Genomic DNA, 20,478 nt, shown 5'->3' with positions numbered 1-20,478 from the left:
TCGATCGAAATGCGGAGTATGTCCCTGCGTGTAACTCTGGTCGGGCCCGATCCCTTTCACCCGATGAGGAGTGACGCAGATGGGGAAGGACGAGTTCAGCGAGAAGGCCCAGCAGGCCAAGCGCAAGGCGCAGGGTCAGCAGAGCCAGCAGACCCAGCGGGGTCAGCAGGGTCAGCGAGGCCAGCAGGGCCAGCAGGCGCAGCGATCCCAGCGGGGTCAGGAGCCGCGCCGCGACCAGGACCGGCCGGAAAGCCGTGAGCAGGCCGAGCGCATGGGCCGGGAGCGCCGTCAGCAGGGCATGAGCGACGAGATGCGGGACCAGGAGCCGTTCGAAGAGATGTGAGTCGTCTCGTCGAACGGGCCCGTCGGCGGGCCGCGTTGACGAGGTTCCGCCGAAGGGCTCGCGGAAGAGTGTGCGCGAGGGGGCGCATCCGTCAGGGGATGCGCCCCCGGCACGCGTGGGTCCGTCCGCACGGCAGGGTCCGTCCGCACAGCACCCGGCAGCTGCTCAGTTCACCCGGCAGCTGTTCAGTTCACCTGCTCAACCGTCGCTCCGCGGGGGGAGTTTCGGGCGTCGCCGGTCCGGCACCTGGCCGTAGCCCGGCGGGGCCGCGGACGGATGCCGCTCCAGCAGCTCCAGCGCCGTCCGCACGGCCACCCCCAGCTGTGGATAGCGGCCCTCCGCCCAGTCCAGCGGCGAACGAGGCGCCGGAATGTCCGGCTCCACGCCATGGTTCTCGACCCCCCACCCATAGGCGTCGAACCAGGCGGCGTTCATCGGCACCGTGATCGCCGAACCGTCGCCGAGTGGATGGCGGCCGGTCATGCCGACCACGCCGCCCCAGGTCCGCAGCCCCACCACCGGGCCGATGCCTTGGATCTTGAAGGCCGCGGTGATCATGTCGCCGTCGGAGGAGGTCGCCTCGTCCGCGACCGCGACGATCGGCCCGCGCGGCGCGTTGCTGGTGTACGAGACCGGCTGGGCGTTGCGCGTGAGGTCCCAGCCCATCACGGTGCGGGTCAGCTTCTCGACCACCAGCTCGCTGATGTTGCCGCCCGCGTTCCCCCGGACGTCCACGATCAGCGCGGGGAACGACACCTCGCGGCGCAGGTCCCGGTTGAACTGCGCCCAGCCGGAGCCGCCCATGTCCGGGATGTGCAGATAGCCGCACCGCCCGTCGCTCAACTCCCGCACCACCGACCGCCGCCGGGCCACCCAGTCCTGGTAGCGCAGCGGCCGCTCGTCGATCAGCGGGACGACCGCGACCCGGCGCGGCGGGCCCTCGCCGTCCGGGGAGGCGAAGGTCAGCTCGACCGTGGTGCCGCCCGCGGCGGTCAGCAGCGGAGAGGGACCGGCCACCGGATCCACCTGGCGGCCGTCGACATGGGTGAGCCGGGCGCCTTCGCGGATGCCGGAGCCCGCGAGCGGCGAGCGCGCCCGGGAGTCGGAGGACTCGCCGGGCAGGATGCGGGAGATCTGCCAGCCCCCGTCCTCGGTCGGCGTGAAGTCGGCGCCGAGCAGCCCGATGGGGCGCTGGTAGTGGGCCGGGCCCTCGTTGCGGCGCGCGGCGCTCACGTACGCGTGCGAGGTGCCCAGCTCGCCCAGGACCTCGCGCAGCAGATCGGCGAACTCGTCTGGGGAGGCGACCCGTTCGACCAGCGGCCGGTACTGGTCGAGCACCCCGTCCCAGTCGACGCCGCACATGCCCGGCTCCCAGAAGTAGGCGCGGGTGATGCGGCCCGCCTCCTCGTACGCCTGCCGCCACTCGGCCGCGGGGTCCACGGTGTGCTGGATGCGCCGCATGTCGATCTGGACCGTGGAGTCGCTGTCGCCCGACTCGGTGGCGGGCACCGCCCGCAGATCGTCGTCGTCGACGACGACGAGCCGGGAGCCGTCGCCGCTGACCCGGAACCACTCCAGATCACTGGTGAGTTCGGAGCGCTTGGCCTTGGCCAGGTCGAAGTGTTCGAGGGTGGGGCTGTCGGAGGTGTCGGCCGGGTTGGCGAACGTCTCGCCGAGCGCACCGGAGATCGGCCAGCGCAGCCACACCAGGCCGCCGCCGCTGACCGGCCACAGCGAGGAGTACTTGGAGGCGGCCACCGGGAAGACGGTGACCCGGCTGGGCAGCCCCTCCACCTCGACGGTCACCGTGCCGTCGCCGTCCGCGCCCCCGGCGTCGTCGTCCGGGTCGAGCCCGCCCGCCGCCGGGCGGCCCTCGGGGGAGAGCGCGAAGGGCGAGGGCGTGGCGGAGGACAGCGGTACGAGGTAGGGGCGGCAGCCGAGCGGGAAGGAGAGGTCGCCGGTGTGCACGTCGTAGACGGGGTCGAAGCCGCGCCAGGACAGAAAGGCGAGATAGCGGCCGTCGCTGGTGAAGACGGGTTCCTCGTCCTCGAAGCGCCCGCTGGTCACGTCCACTATGGTCCGGTCGGCCAGCCGCGCGATCTTGATGGAGCGCAGGGTGCGCCCGATGCCCGGATGGGACCAGGCCAGCCAGGTGGAGTCGGGTGAGAAGGCGAGGTCGGCGACCGGGCCGTTGAGCGACCGGATCAGCTCGGTGACCTCGCCGTCCCCGTCCGCGGAGGTGTCCACGAGCAGCAGCCGTCCGTCGTTGGCGGCGACGGCGAGCCGGTCGCCGTCGGGCGAGGGCTCCAGCTCGTGCACCCGGCCAAGACGCCCCGCGGCCAGCCGCCGGGGCTCGCCCGTCTCGCTCGCCCGCGGCAGGTACGCGATCTCGATCGCGTCCTCGCCCTCCGCGTCCGTCACATAGGCGACCCGTCCGCTGGAGCCCAGGATCTCGGGCATCCGTACCCGGACGCCCGGGGTGTCGGCGAGGGTGCGGGCGGGGCCGTCGCGGTGGGTGAGCCAGTACAGGCTGCCGCGTACGCATACGGCGCTGGCCCGGCCGGTGGCGTCCACGGACAGCGAGTCGACATGGGAGGCGGCCGGGACCTGATAGGGCCGCCGCCCGGCCCGCGCCCCGCCGAGCCGCACCCGCAACCGGCGCGGTTCGGCGTCCGGCCCGAGGTCGTCCACCAGCCACAGCTCCCCGGCGCACTGGTAGACGACGCGGCTGCCGTCGGTCGAGGCGTGGCGGGCGTAGAAGTCGTCGTGGTCGGTGTGGCGGCGCAGGTCGGTGCCGTCGGGCAGGCAGGAGTAGAGGTTGCCGACGCCCTCGTGGTCGGAGAGGAAGGCGATCCGCCCGCCGACGGCCATGACCGAGTCCAGGTGGCCGTCCAGTTCGGGCAGCAGCCGGGTGCCGCCCAGCCACAGCCGACCGGTCGCGCCGCCCCGGTAGCGCTTCCAGGTGGCGGGCTCGTGCGGCGGCTTACCGGTGAGCAGCAGGGTGCGCCGCTCCCGGTCCGCAGCGCCGTCCTGATCGGCCACGCCGTCGTGGTCGGCCCTGTCCTGATCGGCGCCGGGAATACGGTCGGTGACGGCGATGTCGGCCACCGGGCCCCAGGGCAGCCGACTGCCGGGGCTGCCGTCGGTGGGCAGGCTGTAGGCCCAGGAGAAGTGGGAGAACGGCTGGCCGTGCGAGGACACGGCGAGGATGTCGGAGACGCCGTCCGGGTCGGGCGGCGTCCAGCCGCAGACCCGGGCGTCCTCGCTGCCCCAGTAGGTCAGCCGCCGGGTGGGACCGCCGTCGACGGGGGTGAGGTGGATCTCGGGGTCGAGGCTGCGCCAGTTCGTGTACGCGATGTGGGATCCGTCGGGGGAGAACCGGGGGTGGCCCACCCGGGTCCGGTCCACGGTCAGTCGCCACGCCCGCCCGGGGGGCTCGCCACGGGCGGTCAGGGGGGCGACCCAGAGATCGTCCTCGGCGGCGAAGCACAGCAAGTCGCCGTGCAGATGCGGAAATCGCAGATACGCGTGGTCGGTGTCGCTCGTTTCCCTCACCTCATCCATGGTTTCGGCCCCGGTCCGGCAAAGCAACTCCAATCTGTGATGCACACCACGAGCGAAACGAGTCGGTTTCGCTAAAAGAGCGGCCGGTGCGGTCGTATGCTTGAACGAGTACGAAACCGTTTCGTTCGAAAGGGGGATGCCATGCCGACGGTCCAGCCCGCCGACCAGCCGGTCGAGGACCGGCCCACGACCCGGGTGCGCCGCAGCCGGCTGTCCCCCGAGCGGGAGGGTGAGCTGTACGAGGCCGTGGTCGAGCTTCTCGGGGAGGTCGGGTACGACGCCCTGACCATGGACGCCGTCGCCGCGCGCACGCACTCCAGCAAGGCCACGCTCTACCGCCAGTGGAAGAGCAAACCGCAGCTGGTGGCCTCCGCGCTGCGGCACACCAAGCCCGTTTCGCTCGAGGACATCGACACCGGATCGCTGCGCGGCGACCTGCACGAGATCGTGCGGTCCACCGACAGCTGCCGGGAGCGTGACGCGGCCCTGATGAGGGGGCTGGCCCAGGCCATCCACACCCATCCGGACCTCCACCAGGCCCTCCGGGAGCTGCTGATCTATCCCGAGATGGCCGCGCTCGACGCGCTGCTGCGGCGTGCCGTCGACCGGGGGGAAGTGGCTCCGGACCGACCCGCCCTGGGTTACGTCGTGCACATGATGTGCGGCGCCCTCATCGCCCGGTCGCTGATCGACGGCGAAGAGCCGGACCTCGCCTTCCTCAGCCAATACATCGACGCCGTGGTCCTCCCCGCCCTCGGCCTCTGAACCTCCCCACCCCGCGGAACCCACCCCGCACAACCTCATATACGAGCCCAGCCGGCGCGCCGCTCTCGTCGCCGGTCAGGTCGCGCACACCTGCAAGCAGTACCCAGCAGTGATCCAGCAGTGACACCGACTCGACGGGAGCACCTCTCCTCGTGGCCACGTTCCTCTACAAACTCGGTCGATTCGCCTTCCGGCGACGCCGGTTCGTCGCCCTGATATGGGTGGCGCTCCTGGCCGTCGCCGGAGTCGGCGCCGCGACCGCCTCGCCCCCCGCCAACGACAGCTTCTCCATCCCGGGAACCGAGGCCCAGAAGGCCTTCGACCTCCTGGAGAAGCGTTTCCCCGGTGGTAACGCCGACGGCGCCACCGCCCGGGTGGTCTTCCGCGCACCCCAGGGCGAGAAGATGACCGACCCGGCCAACAAGGCCGTGGTCACGAAGACCGTCGCCGACCTCAAGGCCAGCTCTCCGCAGGTCGCCTCGGTCGCCGACCCGTACCAGGCCCGGGCCGTCTCCAAGGACGGCTCGACCGCGTACATCCTGACCAGCTACAAGGTCAACGCCATGGAGCTGGAGGACACCGCCAAGGACGGCCTGAAGGAGTCCGGGGAGAAGGCGCAGAAGTCGGATCTCACGGTGGCGATCGGCGGTGACGCGCTCCAGGAGATGCCCGAGACCGGTTCCACCGAGGTCATCGGCATCGTGATCTCCGCGATCGTCCTCGCCATCACCTTCGGCTCGCTGGTGGCGGCCGGGCTGCCGCTGCTGACCGCGCTCATCGGCGTCGGCATCGGCATCTCCGGGATCACCGCGCTCGCCACCACCCTCGGGCTGTCCACGACGACCTCGACGCTGGCGATGATGATCGGCCTCGCGGTCGGCATCGACTACGCGCTCTTCATCGTCTCCCGCTACCGCGCCGAACTGGCCGAGGGCCGGGAGCGCGAGGAGGCCGCCGGGCGAGCCGTCGGAACCGCGGGCTCCGCGGTCGTCTTCGCCGGACTCACCGTCGTCATTGCGCTGGTCGGCCTCGCGGTCGTCAATATCCCGATGCTGTCCAAGATGGGCTTCGCGGCGGCCGGCACGGTGGTCATCGCCGTCCTCATCGCGATCAGCCTCATCCCCGCGCTGCTGGGCTTCGCGGGCAAGCGGGTGTACGGGCGCAAGGCGCGCAAGCGGATGGCGGAGGCGGCCTCGGCCGCCGCGGAGGGCACACAGGCGGAGGAGAAGCCCAACATGGGCACCCGCTGGGCCCGGTTCGTGCTGCGCCGCCCGGTGGCGGTGCTGCTGCTCGGTGTGCTCGGCCTCGGCGCCGCCGCGGTGCCCGCGCTCAGCCTGGAGCTGGGGCTGCCGGACGACGGTTCGCAGCCGGTCAGCAGCCAGAAGCGGCAGGCGTACGACATGATCTCCGACGGCTTCGGCCCGGGCTTCAACGGTCCGCTCATGGTCGTCGCCGACACCAAGGGCAGCGACGACCCCAAGGCCGCGGTCGACAAGGTCTCCAAGAGCATCGCCGGTATCGACGGCGTCGCGGCCGTCACCCCGGCGACGTTTAACAAGCCCGGTGACACCGCGATGCTCACCGTCGTGCCGAAGTACAAGCCGAGCAGCGTCGACACCGAGAAGGTCGTCGCCGACATCCGGGACGAGGCGGGCTCGTTCAAGTCCGACACCGGCGCCGAGGTGCTGGTGACCGGTCAGACGGCGATGAACATCGACATCTCGCAGAAGCTGAACGACGCGCTGATGCCGTACCTGGCGCTGGTCGTCGGGCTGGCCTTCCTGCTGCTGATGATCGTCTTCCGGTCGATTCTGGTCCCGCTCAAGGCGGCGCTCGGCTTCCTGCTGTCCGTCGTCGCGGCGCTCGGCGCGGTGGTCGCGGTGTTCCAGTGGGGCTGGGCCGCGGACCTGTTCGGCGTCGAGGAGACCGGCCCGATCATGAGCATGATGCCGATCTTCATGATCGGTGTGGTGTTCGGCCTGGCCATGGACTACGAGGTCTTCCTGGTGACCCGCATGCGGGAGGCGTACATCCACGGCGAGCGCCCCGGCCAGGCGGTCGTCACCGGCTTCCGGCACGGCGCACGGGTGGTCAGCGCGGCCGCGGTCATCATGATCAGCGTCTTCGCCGGGTTCATCGGCTCGTCCGAGGCCATGGTGAAGATGATCGGCTTCGGTCTGGCCACCGCGGTCCTCTTCGACGCCTTCGTGGTCCGCATGGCCATCGTCCCGGCGGTGCTGGGGCTGCTCGGCAAGGCCGCGTGGTGGCTGCCGCGCTGGCTCGACAAGGCGCTGCCGAACGTGGACGTCGAGGGTGAGGGGCTGCGCGAGCAGCTCGAAACGGACACCCCGCAGGGGCACGAAAAGGACGCCAAAAAGTCGGACAAGGACCCGGAGCTGAGCCGGGTGTAATCGACGGCGGAAATCGGCCAACGCACGCCCCGGCGGCGGTTCTTCCCACGCGGAAGGGCCGCCGCCGGGGCTTTCGCGGGGTGGGCGCTCTTGCGAACGATGTGCAGGTAGGTCACCATCGAGCGGATACCCGCAGCTCACGAGCGGAGCCCCCGCATGCATGTCCCCGATGGATTCATCGACGCCCCGGTGTCGGTGGCGACCGGTGCCGTCGCCGCCGCCGCGGTGGCGGTCAGCCTGCGCGGTGCGCGGCGCGAACTCGACGAGCAGGCCGCGCCGCTCGCCGGGCTGGTCGCGGCGTTCATCTTCGCCGTCCAGATGCTGAACTTCCCCGTCGCCGCGGGCACCAGTGGGCATTTGCTCGGCGGGGCGCTGGCGGCGATCCTCGTCGGCCCCTATACGGGCGTGCTGTGCGTCTCCGTGGTGCTGCTCATGCAGGGCGTGCTCTTCGCGGACGGCGGCCTCACCGCGCTCGGCGTCAACATCACGGACATGGCGGTCGTCACGACGGTCGTGGCCTACGGGGTCTTCCGCGCCATCCTGAAGATCGCCCCGAACCGGCGCCGCACGGTCACCGTCGCGTCCTTCGCGGCCGCCCTGCTCTCCGTCCCGGCCGCCGCCATCGCCTTCACCGGGATCTACGCGCTGGGCGGCACGGCGGACGTCGCGATCGGCAAGGTCTTCACCGCGATGGTCGGCGTGCATGTGCTGATCGGCATCGGCGAGGCGGCGATCACGGCCCTGACGGTCGGCGCCGTGATGGCCGTACGGCCGGACCTCGTCCACGGCGCGCGGGACGTGGCCGCGCGCCGTCTGGAACTCCGTACCGGCGCCCCGGTGCGCACCCCGGCCCCGGCGTCGCCCGACGGCTCCGCCGTGTCCGGTGGCTCGGCCGCGCCCGCGGGGGCCGCTCGGCCCGCCGGGTCCGCCGCGCCCGCCACCGCTCGGACGGTCACGGCGGCGCCCGCCACCAAGGACGACGCCGACACCGCCCCCGCCGCACCGCGCCGCTCCGCGCGCCGGGTGTGGGCGGTGGGGCTCGGGGCCGCGCTGCTGTGCGCGGGCGTCGTCAGCTTCTACGCCTCCGCCAGCCCCGACGGGCTGGAGAAGGTCGCCGCCGACAAGGGCATCGACCAGAAGACCGAGGACCACGCCGCCAAGGACTCCCCGCTCGCCGACTACGGCGTCAAGGACATCTCCGACGCCCGGCTCTCCGGCGGCCTCGCCGGGGTGATCGGGGTCGGCGCGACGCTCGCCGTGGGCACCGGGGTCTTCGTCGTCGTACGGCGCCGCCGGGCCGAGACCGACGCCGAGGCGCGCTGAGATGGGCGCGGGACACGCGCATACGCTCTACCGGGCGGGCAGTTCACCGGTCCACACCCTCCCGCCGCACTGCAAGATCGCCGCCGTCTTCTGCTTCGTGCTCGTGGTCGTCGCGACGCCCCGTGAGGCGCTGTGGGCGTTCGGCCTGTACGCCGTGCTGCTGGCCGTGGTGGCGGCGACGGCCCGCATCCCGGCCGGGTTCCTGCTGAAGCGGCTGCTGATCGAGATCCCGTTCGTGGCCTTCGCCGTGCTGATGCCGTTCGTCGCGGAGGGCGCACGGGTGGAGGTGCTCGGGCTGTCGCTCAGCCAGTCCGGGCTGTGGGGCGCGTGGAACATCCTGGCCAAGGGCACGCTCGGGGTCGCGGCGTCCGTCATCCTGGCGTCGACGACCGAGCTGCGCGCCCTGCTGCTGGGGCTCCAGCGGCTGCGGATGCCGCCGCTGCTGGTGCAGATCGCGTCATTCATGATCCGCTACGGGGACGTCATCACCGACGAGATGCGCCGGATGCGGATCGCCCGCCGCTCGCGTGGGTTCGAGGCGCGCGGCGTGCGGCAGTGGGGCGTACTCGCGAAGTCGGCCGGGGCGCTGTTCATCCGGTCGTACGAGCGCGGCGAACGGGTCCATCTGGCGATGCTGAGCCGCGGCTACACGGGCACGATGCCGGTGATCGACGAGGCGACCGCGTCCCGTGCACAGTGGACGTACGCCGCCGCACTTCCGCTGACCGCGCTGGCGGTCTGCCTGACCGGATGGATGCTCACATGACCTCCGCCCCGCCGTCCCTCCAGGTGTCCGGCCTCGCTTACGCCTACCCCGACGGCCACCAGGCGCTGTTCGGCGTCGAGCTGACCGTGGCCCGCGGTGAGCGGGTGGCACTGCTCGGCCCCAACGGGGCGGGCAAGACGACCCTCGTACTGCATCTGAACGGCATCCTGGAGGCGGGCGCCGGGTCGGTCACGGTCGCCGGGCTGCCGGTGGCCAAGGCGAACCTGGCCGAGATCCGCCGCCGGGTGGGCATCGTCTTCCAGGACCCGGACGACCAGCTGTTCATGCCGACCGTGCGCGAGGACGTGGCGTTCGGCCCGGCCGCGGCCGGGATGCGCGGCGCGGAGCTGGCGGAGCGGGTCCACCGGGCCCTGGACCGGGTGGGGATGGCGGAGTTCGCGGACCGGCCGCCGCACCACCTCTCCTTCGGACAGCGGCGGCGGGTGGCGGTCGCGACCGTGCTGGCCATGGAGCCGGAGATCCTCGTCCTGGACGAGCCCTCCTCCAACCTCGACCCGGCCTCGCGCCGCGAACTGGCCGATATCCTGCGCTCCCTGGACGTCACCGTGCTGATGGTCACCCACGATCTGCCGTACGCGCTGGAGCTGTGCCCGCGGTCCGTGGTGCTCAGCGGGGGAGTGATCGCGGCTGACGGGGGTACGCAGAACTTGTTGTGCGACCAGGAGCTGATGCGGGAGCACCGGCTGGAGCTTCCCTTCGGCTTCGACCCCCGCTCGGTGACGGCCCCGGTCTGAGGTCCCGGCCGGGCGCGTTGCACCATAAGGACGGCAGCACGGTCGGATCAGCAGGGTGGGAGTCGGATCAGTGGTGGACGTCCAGGGCACGGTGGCCGACGGATTCGAACCGGTCCGGGACGCCTTCGCGGAGAACTTCGCGAAGCGCGGAGAGCGCGGCGCGGCCATGGTCCTCTACCGGGACGGCGAGAAGGCCGTCGACCTGTGGGGCGGTACGAAGGATCCCGGTCAGGAGGCCCATGACGCGCCGTGGGAGCAGGACACCGCGCAGGTCGTCCGCTCCGTCACCAAGGGCGTCGCCTCCGCCGTACCGCTGCTGCTCCACCAGCGCGGTCAGCTCGACCTGGACGGCCGGGTGGGCACGTACTGGCCCGAGTTCAAGGAGAGCGGCAAGGAACGGGTGCTGGTGCGGCATCTGCTCGCCCACCGCGCCGGGGTGCCCGCCCTGGACACCCCGCTGACCCCGGCCGAGGCCATCGACGGCATATCCGGGCCGCGGGCCGTCGCCGCCCAGCGCCCGGACTGGGAGCCCGGCACGGCCCACGGCTACCACGCCCAGACCTACAGCTGGCTGCTGAGCGAGCTGGTGAAGCGGGTCACGGGGCGCACCATCGGCCGCTGGATCGCGGAGGAGATCGCCCGGCCGCTCGCCCTGGACCTGTGGCTCGGGCTGCCCGAGGAGCAGCTGGACCGCATCGGCCGGATCGAGCCGGTGGAGGCACCGGCCGCGTCGCCCGCGGCGCAGGGGCTGCGGCTGCGGCCCAAGCGGTCGGTGGCCGAGGCGTACGCCGACCCGGAGTCGCTGACCCGGCGGGCGTTCGGCGCGATCAGCCCGGTGCCCGACGAGAACGACCCCGCCTATCTCGCCGCCGGGCTGCCCGCCTCCGGCGGGGTCGCCACCGCCGACGCGCTGGCCCGCTTCTACGCGGCGCTGATCGGCCCGCTGCCGTCGGCGCGCACGGCCCGTGCGGGCGGCCGCCTCTTCGCCCCGGCGACGCTGACCCTGGCCCGTACGGAGGAGTCCGCCGGGCCGGACCGGGTGCTGGTGGTCGGGACCCGCTTCGGGCTCGGCTACATGCTGCACGGACCGGCCTGCCCGCTGCTGGGCCCGGGCTCCTTCGGCCACCCGGGGCGGGGCGGCTCGCTCGCCTTCGCCGACCCCGAGACGCGGATCGGCTTCGCGTACGTCACCAACGGCATGCAGCGCGGCGTCACGGCGGACCCGCGGGCGCAGGCCCTGGTGCGCGCCGTACGGAAGGCCCTGGCGGCCCAGGAGGCGTAGCGGGGCCCGTTCCGCCAGGAGTTCCGCAGGAGCGCGTGGTGCGCTCCCTTCGCGCGCCCCTCTCTGCCTTCGCGCGCCCTCTCGCACACGTACACGCCGGGTCGGCGGGGCCAAGGGGCCCTGTCGCGCCGTTCCGGCCCTGCCCACACTGGGGATCCTTCCGGTGGTGAGAGCCGTAGGGGGCGGCTCTCCCGGGGGGAAGTACGGGGGAACGCGTGGCGCAGACACGGGGGTTACGGGGGGCACGCGCGCGGACGGGGGAGCCACCGGCCAGGCGGCACCGGCTCGCGCGGCGTGACATGGAATGGCAGATGCTGCGCATCCTGCTGATCTTCCGGCTGATGCACGGCATCCAGTTCGCGGTGACCGTGCCCGGGATCGCGGGCCATGTCGCCCATCGCACGGGCGGGCTGGTGCTGCTGGTCGCGGTGGTGGCCGAATCGCTGTGGTTCACCCTGCACATCGTCCGCAACCACCGGCGGGTGACGGCGCGCGACGCCGAGGACCGCGGCGCCGACGACCGGGACGCCACCCGGCCGGTCGTGTACGACAGCCTGGCGGCCGGTGTCGAGTTGTGCTCCGCCGTCGCCTCCCTGTGGGCCTGCGTCGTGGTCATGGGCCCCGACCGGGCGCAGGACATGGCCCCGCTGCTGGTGCTCACCACCGAGCAGATCTCCGGAGCGAGCGTCGGCTCGGCCCTCGGCCAGCGGCTGCGGGTCCTCGTCATGGGCACCGGCGCGGTCGCCGCGTCGTACGCCGCGGTGATCGCCCTGGGCGTCCCGGAGGCGCTCACCCACTCCGATGTGCTGATCGGGCTCACCGGTTACGGGGCGCTGGCCTATCTGATCCGGCGCGGCGCCCTGTATCTGCTGCAACTCGCCGCCGACCTGGGCGATATGAGCCTTCAGCTGCACGAGGTGCAGCAGCGCCGGCTGCTCGCCATCGAACTGCACAACCACATCGGCCATACCCTGGGCGCGTTCCAGCGCGCCGACGCGTCGGACCCCGATCAGCTCGCCCTCGCTGCGGAAGTCGCGATGGTCGGCCCTGAAAACGGCTGCGCACCTTCATCAAGCACCCGGCCCGGTTCAGCGGCGTTCGGTGCCCGCTGAATAGCCAATGGTCCACCGGCAGGTCGCGCTGGCCGGCCAACGACGCCCCTCACCGGGGAGCCCATCGTCACCCGGAGGGGTTGTTGGGCGCGGCGCCCCGGGTCCGTCCGCACGAGGTGGAGCTGCTGGAGACCGCGCTGCGGGCGCTGCTGATCAACGTGCCGCGCAGCGCCGGGGTGCACGAGGCGCTGCTGCACGTGGACATCGTGACCGAGCAGGGCGCGGAGCCGGGTGAGCCGGTGGAGGTGGTGGAGCTGGTGGTCACCGACGAGGGCGCCGGGTTCCCGCCCGAGGCGCTGGCGGCCGGTGTCGCCGCGATGCGCTCCCTGGCCGTCCACCAGCGGCTGCTGGCGGAGCACGGCGGGGCGCTGCGGGTGCTCTCGGTGCCCGGCCTCACCCAGGTGACGCTGACCCTGCCGATCGCCCCCGCACCGGCGGCGGCCGAGCGCCCACCGGGCGCGCGGGAGGGGCGCGTACGCGGCGTACGGCGGCGCGGCGCGCGGGCACAGAGCGCGCGGTCGACGAGCGGGCGGGCACAGAGCGGGCGGGCCCGGAGCGGGCAGGAGGAGGCATCCGCATGACGGACGAGAGCCAGCGCGGCACCAAGCAGCCGTTACAGGTGGCGGTGGTCGAGGACCATGAGATGACCCGGCGCGGCCTGGTGGCCTCGCTGGACGCGGACCCGCGGCTGACCGTGGTCTGCGAGGTCGACTCGGTGGAGGGGCTCGACATCAGCGGCGCCGAGTACGACGTGTGTGTGGCCGACCTGATGGGCGTCGGCACCGCCGAGCAGTTCGCCGATCTGGTGCGCCGGTCGGACGTGGTGGTGTGCACGGCCGCCGAGCAGTGGCGCCAGCGCGTCGCCCCCTGGGTGTGCGGGGCGCGGGCGGTCTTCGGCAAGACGGTCGGCGCGGCCGTCCTGGCGAACGCCGTATGGGACGCCCGGCACCATCCGCACTGGCTCAAACCCCATCTGGCGTCCGCCCTGGACACGGCCGTGCGCGAATGCGGGCTCACCATCCCGCCGTATCTCGCCGAGCTGCTGGCGCGCACCGCCCGCGGCGGCCGGGTGGCCTGGATCCTGGAGGAGCTGGGCGTCGCGGACAAGCGCTACCGGGAGGACCTGGAGCTGTTCCGGATGCAGTGCGCCCGCACCGGACTCGGCCAGCTGACCCTGCTGGACACGCTCTACATGGCGTCGTCGGCCGAGCAGCCGCCAGCCCACCAGCCCGTGGTGTTCTCCAACTGGGCGGCGGGGCTGAGCGAGGGCCAGGTGCGGGCGCTGGAGTGGTACGCGGACGGCTATTCGTACGAGGAGACCGCGGCCCAGCTCGATGTGAAGGTCTCCACCGTCCGCACCCAGATCGAGCGGGCCATGACCACCTGCGGCATCAGCTCCAAACCCGCCGACATCCGCATGATGTTCGCGATGTACGTCTGCTCCCGGCACACCAAACCCGACCAGCTGCTGCGCCGCCTCACCGCGCTCGGGGCCCATCCGCCGCGCCGGGGCACCGGAGCGTAGGCCCCGTACGCCCACCGGGTGTCGGTATCTGTCGTACCCGGTGACGACAGCCGCGCCCCAGAATTCCCGCCGTGCCATGGGACGCGCGGCGACACGCGGGGCGAGGAGCATCTGAGGTGCCGGGTCCGGCACCGCGCCGGGACCGCCCACGGGAGGAAACCCATGGCAGAGCCCCTCGTCCCCGACGACAAGCCCGTCGCCGACCCGCTGCTCGACACCGTCGACCTGATGCTCCGGCAGATAGACACCCTCATCGAATGGGGCGACCAGGTCGGGGAGGCCCGGGACGGCCTCGCCGCCAAGCGCGCGCCGCTGCGCGCCGTCCTCGGCTACGCCGACGTGGTCGCCTTCCTGGTCCGCAACCGCCCCCGGGTGCCGGAGGCGGAGGCCGGGGCCGTGCTGCGGCGGCGCCGGGGCCGCGAATACCTCGTCCAGACCTTCTTCCTCGACGGGGACAACGCCCCCGTGCGCGGCACGGACACGCCCGCCCCGGTCTGGGTCTGCCGCACCCGGCAGCTGGACGAGGAGCTGGCCGCGGCCTTCGGCGACAAGGACCTCATCATCTTCGGAAAGGCGGTGCCCTCGTGCTGAGCCTGCTGGCCATGGTCCTCGTCGCGCTCGGCGGGATGGGGGCGGTCGCGGTGGTCTACGTGGTCGTCGTGACCATCGAATATCTCGCCGACTGGTTCCGGGCCCGCAGCGAGCGGCTCCAGACCGACCCCGATCTGCGCTGCGTCACCGTCTCCGAGTCCATCCGCGACGGCAATGTCGCCTATGTGCAGGGGCTGTTCGACACCTCGCGAGAACAGTTCGTCGACAGCCGCCGCATCGAGGGAAAACAGGCTGACGACCGCGTACGCAACGCCCACGCCCACCACCAGGTCGCCGTCTGGGGCTGACCGCCCGCCACCCGCCTCCGGGCTCATGGGAGAGAGGACCCCAGTGAAGAACAAGGGAGCCACCGCCTTCGCCGTCACCGGCATACCGCACGGCGCCGACGACGTGGAGGCGGGCCTGCTGCGCACCCGCCTGATCGCCGCCGCCAAGGCGTTCAGCGGTCACCACGGGCCCCAGCCGCTCACCGTCACCATCACCAACCAGCCGCCCGGCGCCCCCGCCACGCCCCCGCGCGGCGACGAGGCGGGGCGGCGGCGCGAGGCGGACGAACCGTCGGAGGCCGAGCGCGCCGAGCGCTTCACCGCCACCGCCCCGCTGCACAGCTTCGACCGCCTCGTCCTGCCCGCCCGCACCCTCGATCAGCTGCTGCGCGCGGTGCACACCGTGGAGCAGCGCCGGGTGCTGTACGACGACTGGGGGCTGCGGAGCATCCAGCCGCACCCCAGCTCGGCGGTCAACCTGGAGGGCGCGCCCGGCACCGGCAAGACCCTGGCCGCCCACGCGATCGCGGACCGGCTGGGCCGCCCCGTGATCGCGGCCCGCGCCTCGCAGCTGGAGAGCAAGTTCCACGGGGAGGGCCCGAAGAATCTCGGCGCGCTCTTCCACGCCGCCCGCGAGCAGGGCGCGGTGCTCTTCCTGGACGAGGCGGACGCGCTGATGTCCGCCCGCTTCGAGACCACCAGCCACGGTTCGGAGCACGCGGTGAACGCGATGCGCAGCGAGATGCTGACCGCGCTCGACGGCCACGAGGGGCTGGTCGTGCTCGCCACCAACCTGGTGACCAGCTACGACACCGCGTTCGACAGCCGCGTCTGGCATGTGCGCTTCCCCAGCCCGGACCGGGCGGCCCGCGCCGAGATCTGGCGCCGCCATCTGCCCGAGGCCCTGCCGCTGGACGGCGATGTCTCCCCGGAGCGGCTGGCGGAGGTCGACGACGTCACCGGGCGCGACATCTGCCGCGCGGTGATCGACGCGGCCGCGGAGGTGCTGCGCACCGGGCGGCCCCGGGTGTCCCAGACCGATCTGCTCGCGGCGGTGCACCGCATCAAGGCGACCCGCCCCCGTCGTACGGCTCCCCTTCCGGATCCGGCCCCGCTTCCGGTACCGGCTCAGGCCCCGGCTGCCCGGCCGGACTGACCCGCGGCGGGGCGGTGGCCGAAACCCGGCGACTGCGGGCCTCCCGGGCGGGCAGTGATCCGTCGGGCCCGCCACCCGGGCGGAGGACCCGGTCCGGAACGCGGCGAGAGGGAGCACAGGGTGCGCAGATTCGAGGGGTACGGGGTCGTCGTCACCGGGGCGGGACGCGGCATCGGCGAGGTGACCGCGCGCCGCTTCGCCGCCGAGGGCGCCCGTGTCCTCGTCACCGACCTCGACGGCGAACGGGCCGCCCGCGCCGCCGAGGCGATACGCGAAGACGGCGGCGAGGCCGACGCGCTGGCCTGCGATGTCGCCGAGCGGGCCGACGCGGAGGCGGCCGTCGCCCACGCCGTCCACCGCTTCGGCCGGCTCGACGTCCTCGTCAACAACGCCCACTCCTGCCGGCCCGACACCCCGCTGTTCGAGGACCAGCCGGACGACGAATGGGACCAGGACCTCGACGTCACCCTCGGCGGCGCCTTCCGCTGCGCCCGCGCCGCGCTGCCCCACCTGGCCGCCGCCGACGGCCGCGGCGCGATCGTCAACGTCGGCTCCGTCAACGGGCTCCAGGACTTCGGCAACCACGCCTACAGCGCCGCCAAGGCGGGCCTGGGCAGCCTCACCCGCACCCTCGCCGGGCACGCCGCCGCCCGCGGCGTCCGCGTCAACCTCGTCGCCCCCGGCACCATCCGCACCCCCGGCTGGGACGGCCGGGAGGAGGCGCTGCGCCGCGCCGCCGACATCTACCCGCTCGGCCGGGTCGGCGAACCGTCCGACATCGCCGCCGCCATCACCTTCCTGGCCTCCACCGACGCCGCCTGGATCACCGGCGTCACCCTCCCGGTGGACGGCGGCATCACGATGTCGGGCGGCGCACTGCGCAGGGCCATCGGGAACGCGTGACGGGCCGGGAGATCAAAAGCGGGCTCAGCCCGGATGCCACATCAGGCCGATGCCCGCCACCATCAGACCCGCCGCGGCGATGCGCGGGGCGCCGAAGCGTTCCTTGAAGAAGACGGTGCCGATGGCCGCGCCCACGATGATGGAGGACTCCCGGAGGGCGGCCACCGGGGCGAGGGCGGCGCGGGTCTGCGCCCACAGCACGAGGCCGTACGCACAGACCGAGAGGAACCCGCCGAGGAGGCCGCGCAGGGCGACCGGGCGGAGCTGGACGACGAGGGCGCGGCGGCGGGTGGCGAGGGCGTAGGCGGGGATGACGAACCCTTGCAGGATCATCAGCCAGGCGATGTACCCGACCGGGGTGCCGGAGGCGCGTACGCCGAGGCCGTCCACCACGGTGTACGCGGCGATGGACAGCCCGGTGGCCACGGCGGCGGCCAGGGCGAGCCCGTGCGGGCCGCCGTTCCCCGCCGCAGGCGCACCGTCCCCCGCCGTACGGGCGCCCCGCGCGCCCCACAGCGCCACGCCCAGTAGCCCGGCCGAGGCCACCGCGATGCCCGCCGCCTGGCGGCCGTCCGGGGTCTCGGAGGCGAAGACCGCGGCGAGCACGGTCACCACCAGCGGCGCGGTGCCGCGGGCGATCGGATACATCTGGCCGAAGTCGCCCAGGTGGAAGGAGCGCATGAGCAGGGCGTAGTACACGAGATGAATCGCGGCGGAGGCGATCAGATACGGCCAGGCGCCCGCCGCGGGCAGCGGGCTGAAGAAGGCCAGTATTACTCCGCACAGCGCCCCGCCGCCGCTCACCAGGGTGAAGGAGAGCAGCTGGTCGCGGATGTTGTGGGCGATCGCGTTCCAGCTCGCGTGGGTGATGGCCGCGAGGAGGACCGCGGCCGCGACGAGCGGGGTCACGCGGCGGTGTCGCGTACGTCGGCCACGGTCCCCTCGGCGTGCGCGATCAGGGACTTGGGATCGAGCGCGAACACGGCGTGCGGGGTGCCCGCCGCCGCCCAGACGACTTCGTGGTCCAGCAGCCGGCGGTCGGCCAGGACCCGGGTGCGGGTGCGGTGCCCGAAGGGCGGTACGCCGCCGATGGCGTAGCCCGTCGTCTCCCGGACGAGCGCGGCGTTCGCCCGCCGCACCGCGTCGGCGCCCAGCTCGTGGCGCACCAGCTCGACATCGACCCGTGACGCGCCGTCCACCAGCACCACCACCGGAAAGACCGTCCGCCTCGAAGACGAGGGACTTGACGATCTGGCTCAGCTCGCAGCCGACCGCCTCGGCCGCCTCGACGGCGGTGCGGGTGGCATCGGGGAAGCGGCGGATCTCCACGTCCAGTCCGAGGCCGCGCAGGGCCTCGGCGAAGCGGGGATGGGCGGCGGTGCCGGAGGCGGCGGTGTCAGGGGTGTCGGAGGCCATGGCGCCGACGCTATCGGCGGACGCCGGGGCCGCGCGAGGACATTTCGGGGGCGCCGAAATGCGGAAACGCGCACCGGCGTTCAAGACCACGTCCATTCGGACCGCGGACGATCGGACCATGAACGCCATGAACACGAACACGACGCCCGTCAATCTCGCCACGGCCCTGGCCTCCTTCGACGAGGTCTACAGCCCCCGCATCGTCGCCCGGATGAACGACTACGACGTCCGGATCGCCCACACCCTGGGCGACCACGTCTGGCACGTGCACGAGGACACCGACGAGTTCTTCCTGGTGCTGGACGGCCGCTTCGACATCGCCCTCCGGGACGCCGACGGCAAGGAGACGACCGTCGAACTGACCAAGGGCGACACCTTCGTCGTCCCCAGGGGCACCGAGCACAAGCCGTCGTCGACCGGCGGTTCGATCCTGATGTTCGAGCCCTCCGGCACCGCTTCGACGGGGGACCGCCACGAGGGCGAGATCCCGGACCACGTGGACAGCACGACCGGCCACGCCCTCGGCTGAGCCGCGTCCTCAGCCGAGGGCATGGCTCAGCCGAGCCGTGCCGGGCGGAAGCCGGTCTCGGCCCGGATGTGCCGGGCGCGGGAGGCATGCCGACCGGCCCGCTCCGGGTCCCGCAGCGCGCGGCACAGGGTGGCCAGCGCGTGATGGGCCCGGCACTCCACCAGCCGCAGCCCCTGGCCGCGGGCGATGGCCAGGGCGCGTTCCGCGTGACCGGCGGCCGCCTCGTACGCGCGCGAGCCGTCCCGGAGCCGGGCCAGCCCCACGTGCGCCTCGGCCTCCTGGCGCCGCAGCCCCCGGGAGGCGGCGGCGTCCAGGGCCTCGGTCAGCCGGGCCTCGGCGCGGTCGGATCTGCCGTCCGCGCGGTGCAGTTCGCCGAGCGTGGTGAGCGCGTCGGCCTCGTCCTTGGGGGTGCTGGTCTCGACCGCGATCTCCAGGGCGCGTTCGGCGTGCGCGAAGGCGGCGTCGGGCCGCCCCGCGTCGCCGTGCACCCGGGCCAGCAGGTCGTGCGCGCTGGCCTCGTTGTGGCGCTGGCTCAGCTCCCGGCACAGCCGCGCCGCGGCCCGGCCGTCCGCCAGCGCCCGGTCCGGCTCGCCGAGCAGCCGGTGCGCCTGACCGCGGTTGATCATCGCGGTGACCGTGCCGGACGAGGTCTCCTGGCGCCCGTAGATCCCGATGGCCTCGGTCGCCCGGTCCACCGCGCGCCGCAGCTCGCCGAGCTGGACGTCGACGGCGGAGCTGTTGGAGAGCGCGGGGCCGAGCAGTCCGGGCCGGTCGAGCGTACGGAACATCCGGATGCCCCGGTCCTGCCACTCGGCCGCGCGCCGCATGTCCCCCATGTCGTCGTACAGGGTGCCCAGGTTGCACAGCATCGCGGCCTCGCCCTCCGCGAACCCCGCCAGGCGGTACCCCTCCAGCGCCGACCGGTGGTAGCCCAGCGACGCCTCCACCTCGCCGGTGTGCCGGTACAGGGTCCCCAGGCTGTGCAGCATGGCCGCCTCGCCCAGCGGATCGCCGCCCTGCCGCGCCGCGCGCAGCCCGGCCTGCGCCGCGTCCTCCCACGCCGCCAGATGGCGCCGCTGGTAGAAGTACGTGCGCAGCTCGTCCGCGAGCTGCCAGGCGGTGCGGTACGGACCGGCCTCGGCGGCGCGGACGACGGCGGCGACCAGATTGGCGCGCTCGTCCTCCAGCCACGCCAGCGCCTCGTCCCGCCCGGCGAACGCGCCGCCCCCGGCGCGGTCCCGCTCCAGCCGGACCTGCGGGGTGTACCCGTACGCGGTGGCCGCGTCGGCGTGCCGCAAGTACCAGGCGAGCAGCCGCTCCAGGGCCGCGGCGCGTTCGGCGACGCCGCACTCGGCGCGGGCCCGCTCGGCGGCGTACTCGCGCAGCAGGTCGTGCGGCCGGTAGCGGCCCGGACGCGGCGACTCGACCAGATGCGCGGCATCCAGCGCGCGCAGCAGCCCGGCGGCCTTCCGCTCGCCGGTGTTCAGCAGGGCGGCCGCGGCGGGCACGGTGATCTCCGGCCCCGGGGCCACGCCCAACAGGCGGAAGAGCCGGAGCGGCCCGGGGGCCAGGGCGCGGTACGACAGCGTGAAGGCGCGCCGGACGGCGGACGCCGGGTCGCCGTCCAGCTCCAGCGCCGCCAGCCGGTCGCCGTCGCCCAGCTCGTCGGCCAGATCGGCGACCGGGCGCCCGGGGTCGCAGACCAGCTGCGCCGCGGCGACCCGCAACGCCTGCGGGAGCGCCCCGCAGA

At 73.3% G+C, this 20,478-nt stretch carries 18 protein-coding genes and 1 pseudogene; 15 read left to right on the top strand and 4 right to left on the bottom strand.

From position 1 onward, the window contains the following. Nucleotides 1-79: 79 nt before the first annotated feature. On the top strand, nucleotides 80-343 hold the full coding sequence (locus tag SSOG_RS52375) for a hypothetical protein (RefSeq protein ID WP_154685944.1): 264 nt from the start codon (nucleotides 80-82) through the stop codon (nucleotides 341-343). Nucleotides 344-541: 198 nt separating this feature from the next. Here SSOG_RS52375 and SSOG_RS17405 read toward each other — a convergent pair whose 3' ends face one another. Further along, on the bottom strand, nucleotides 542-3,907 hold the full coding sequence (locus SSOG_RS17405) for a S41 family peptidase (protein WP_009715552.1): 3,366 nt from the start codon (nucleotides 3,905-3,907) through the stop codon (nucleotides 542-544). A 195-nt stretch (nucleotides 3,908-4,102) separates the two neighbouring features. Between SSOG_RS17405 and SSOG_RS17400 the strand changes: the two genes are divergently transcribed. The 13 genes from SSOG_RS17400 (at nucleotide 4,103) to SSOG_RS17340 (ending at nucleotide 16,783) form a co-directional block, all read left to right on the top strand. Then, the gene (locus tag SSOG_RS17400) at nucleotides 4,103-4,672 is read left to right on the top strand and encodes a TetR/AcrR family transcriptional regulator (RefSeq protein WP_009715551.1); all 570 of its coding nucleotides are present in this window, start codon (nucleotides 4,103-4,105) and stop codon (nucleotides 4,670-4,672) included. Between the two features lie 152 nt (nucleotides 4,673-4,824). Then, on the top strand, nucleotides 4,825-7,083 hold the full coding sequence (locus tag SSOG_RS17395) for an MMPL family transporter (protein WP_009715550.1): 2,259 nt from the start codon (nucleotides 4,825-4,827) through the stop codon (nucleotides 7,081-7,083). Nucleotides 7,084-7,239: 156 nt separating this feature from the next. Continuing rightward, entirely contained in the window at nucleotides 7,240-8,406 is a 1,167-nt protein-coding gene (locus tag SSOG_RS17390) for an energy-coupling factor ABC transporter permease (protein ID WP_009715549.1), read from the top strand. A gap of 1 nt (nucleotide 8,407) precedes the next feature. Then, on the top strand, nucleotides 8,408-9,172 hold the full coding sequence (gene cbiQ, locus SSOG_RS17385) for a cobalt ECF transporter T component CbiQ (protein WP_009715548.1): 765 nt from the start codon (nucleotides 8,408-8,410) through the stop codon (nucleotides 9,170-9,172). Next, nucleotides 9,169-9,927 carry an energy-coupling factor ABC transporter ATP-binding protein gene (locus SSOG_RS17380; protein WP_050799893.1) on the top strand — a complete coding sequence of 253 codons (759 nt, stop codon included), beginning with the start codon at nucleotides 9,169-9,171 and terminating at the stop codon, nucleotides 9,925-9,927. The genes cbiQ and SSOG_RS17380 overlap by 4 nt, the downstream gene beginning before the upstream one ends. 70 nt (nucleotides 9,928-9,997) lie before the next feature. Then, nucleotides 9,998-11,209 carry a serine hydrolase domain-containing protein gene (locus SSOG_RS17375; RefSeq protein ID WP_039937903.1) on the top strand — a complete coding sequence of 404 codons (1,212 nt, stop codon included), beginning with the start codon at nucleotides 9,998-10,000 and terminating at the stop codon, nucleotides 11,207-11,209. Between the two features lie 311 nt (nucleotides 11,210-11,520). Then, a complete protein-coding gene (locus tag SSOG_RS17370; protein ID WP_039937900.1) occupies nucleotides 11,521-12,321 on the top strand; it encodes a hypothetical protein in 801 nt (266 codons plus the stop codon). Nucleotides 12,322-12,404: 83 nt separating this feature from the next. Further along, nucleotides 12,405-12,902: a hypothetical protein gene (locus SSOG_RS52370; RefSeq protein ID WP_039937897.1), complete on the top strand. Its 498-nt coding sequence runs from the start codon at nucleotides 12,405-12,407 to the stop codon at nucleotides 12,900-12,902. Next, a complete protein-coding gene (locus SSOG_RS17360) occupies nucleotides 12,899-13,846 on the top strand; it encodes a sigma factor-like helix-turn-helix DNA-binding protein (RefSeq protein ID WP_009715543.1) in 948 nt (315 codons plus the stop codon). The genes SSOG_RS52370 and SSOG_RS17360 overlap by 4 nt, the downstream gene beginning before the upstream one ends. 162 nt (nucleotides 13,847-14,008) lie before the next feature. Next, nucleotides 14,009-14,437 (top strand): hypothetical protein, encoded by a 429-nt coding sequence (locus tag SSOG_RS17355; RefSeq protein ID WP_039937895.1) that lies wholly within the window; start codon nucleotides 14,009-14,011, stop codon nucleotides 14,435-14,437. Next, nucleotides 14,431-14,745, top strand: coding sequence for a hypothetical protein (locus SSOG_RS51085; RefSeq protein WP_009715541.1), 315 nt, complete (start codon nucleotides 14,431-14,433; stop codon nucleotides 14,743-14,745). The genes SSOG_RS17355 and SSOG_RS51085 overlap by 7 nt, the downstream gene beginning before the upstream one ends. 43 nt (nucleotides 14,746-14,788) lie before the next feature. Next, nucleotides 14,789-15,880, top strand: a complete 1,092-nt coding sequence (locus SSOG_RS17345; RefSeq protein ID WP_245606314.1) for an ATP-binding protein — start codon at nucleotides 14,789-14,791, stop codon at nucleotides 15,878-15,880. A gap of 120 nt (nucleotides 15,881-16,000) precedes the next feature. Next, a complete protein-coding gene (locus SSOG_RS17340; protein WP_009715539.1) occupies nucleotides 16,001-16,783 on the top strand; it encodes an SDR family NAD(P)-dependent oxidoreductase in 783 nt (260 codons plus the stop codon). 24 nt (nucleotides 16,784-16,807) lie between these two features. Here the strand turns inward: SSOG_RS17340 and SSOG_RS17335 are convergent, their stop codons facing one another. Then, a complete protein-coding gene (locus tag SSOG_RS17335) occupies nucleotides 16,808-17,692 on the bottom strand; it encodes a DMT family transporter (RefSeq protein WP_009715538.1) in 885 nt (294 codons plus the stop codon). Beyond that, nucleotides 17,689-18,199: pseudogene (locus tag SSOG_RS17330) on the bottom strand (YbaK/EbsC family protein). The gene SSOG_RS17335 and the pseudogene SSOG_RS17330 overlap by 4 nt, the downstream one beginning before the upstream one ends. A gap of 118 nt (nucleotides 18,200-18,317) precedes the next feature. On the opposite strand from SSOG_RS17330, the gene SSOG_RS17325 reads away from it, so the two are divergent. Further along, the gene (locus SSOG_RS17325) at nucleotides 18,318-18,728 is read left to right on the top strand and encodes a cupin domain-containing protein (RefSeq protein WP_009715536.1); all 411 of its coding nucleotides are present in this window, start codon (nucleotides 18,318-18,320) and stop codon (nucleotides 18,726-18,728) included. 26 nt (nucleotides 18,729-18,754) lie between these two features. On the opposite strand, the gene SSOG_RS17320 is transcribed toward SSOG_RS17325, so the two are convergent. Next, a partial coding sequence (locus SSOG_RS17320) for a tetratricopeptide repeat protein (protein WP_167542494.1) occupies nucleotides 18,755-20,478 on the bottom strand: 1,724 nt, incomplete at its 5' end.

The organism is Streptomyces himastatinicus ATCC 53653 (assembly GCF_000158915.1).
Classification (GTDB): Bacteria; Actinomycetota; Actinomycetes; order Streptomycetales; family Streptomycetaceae; genus Streptomyces; species Streptomyces himastatinicus.
Note: the sequence above shows the minus strand (reverse complement) of the source record. Positions and strands in the feature narration are given on the sequence as shown.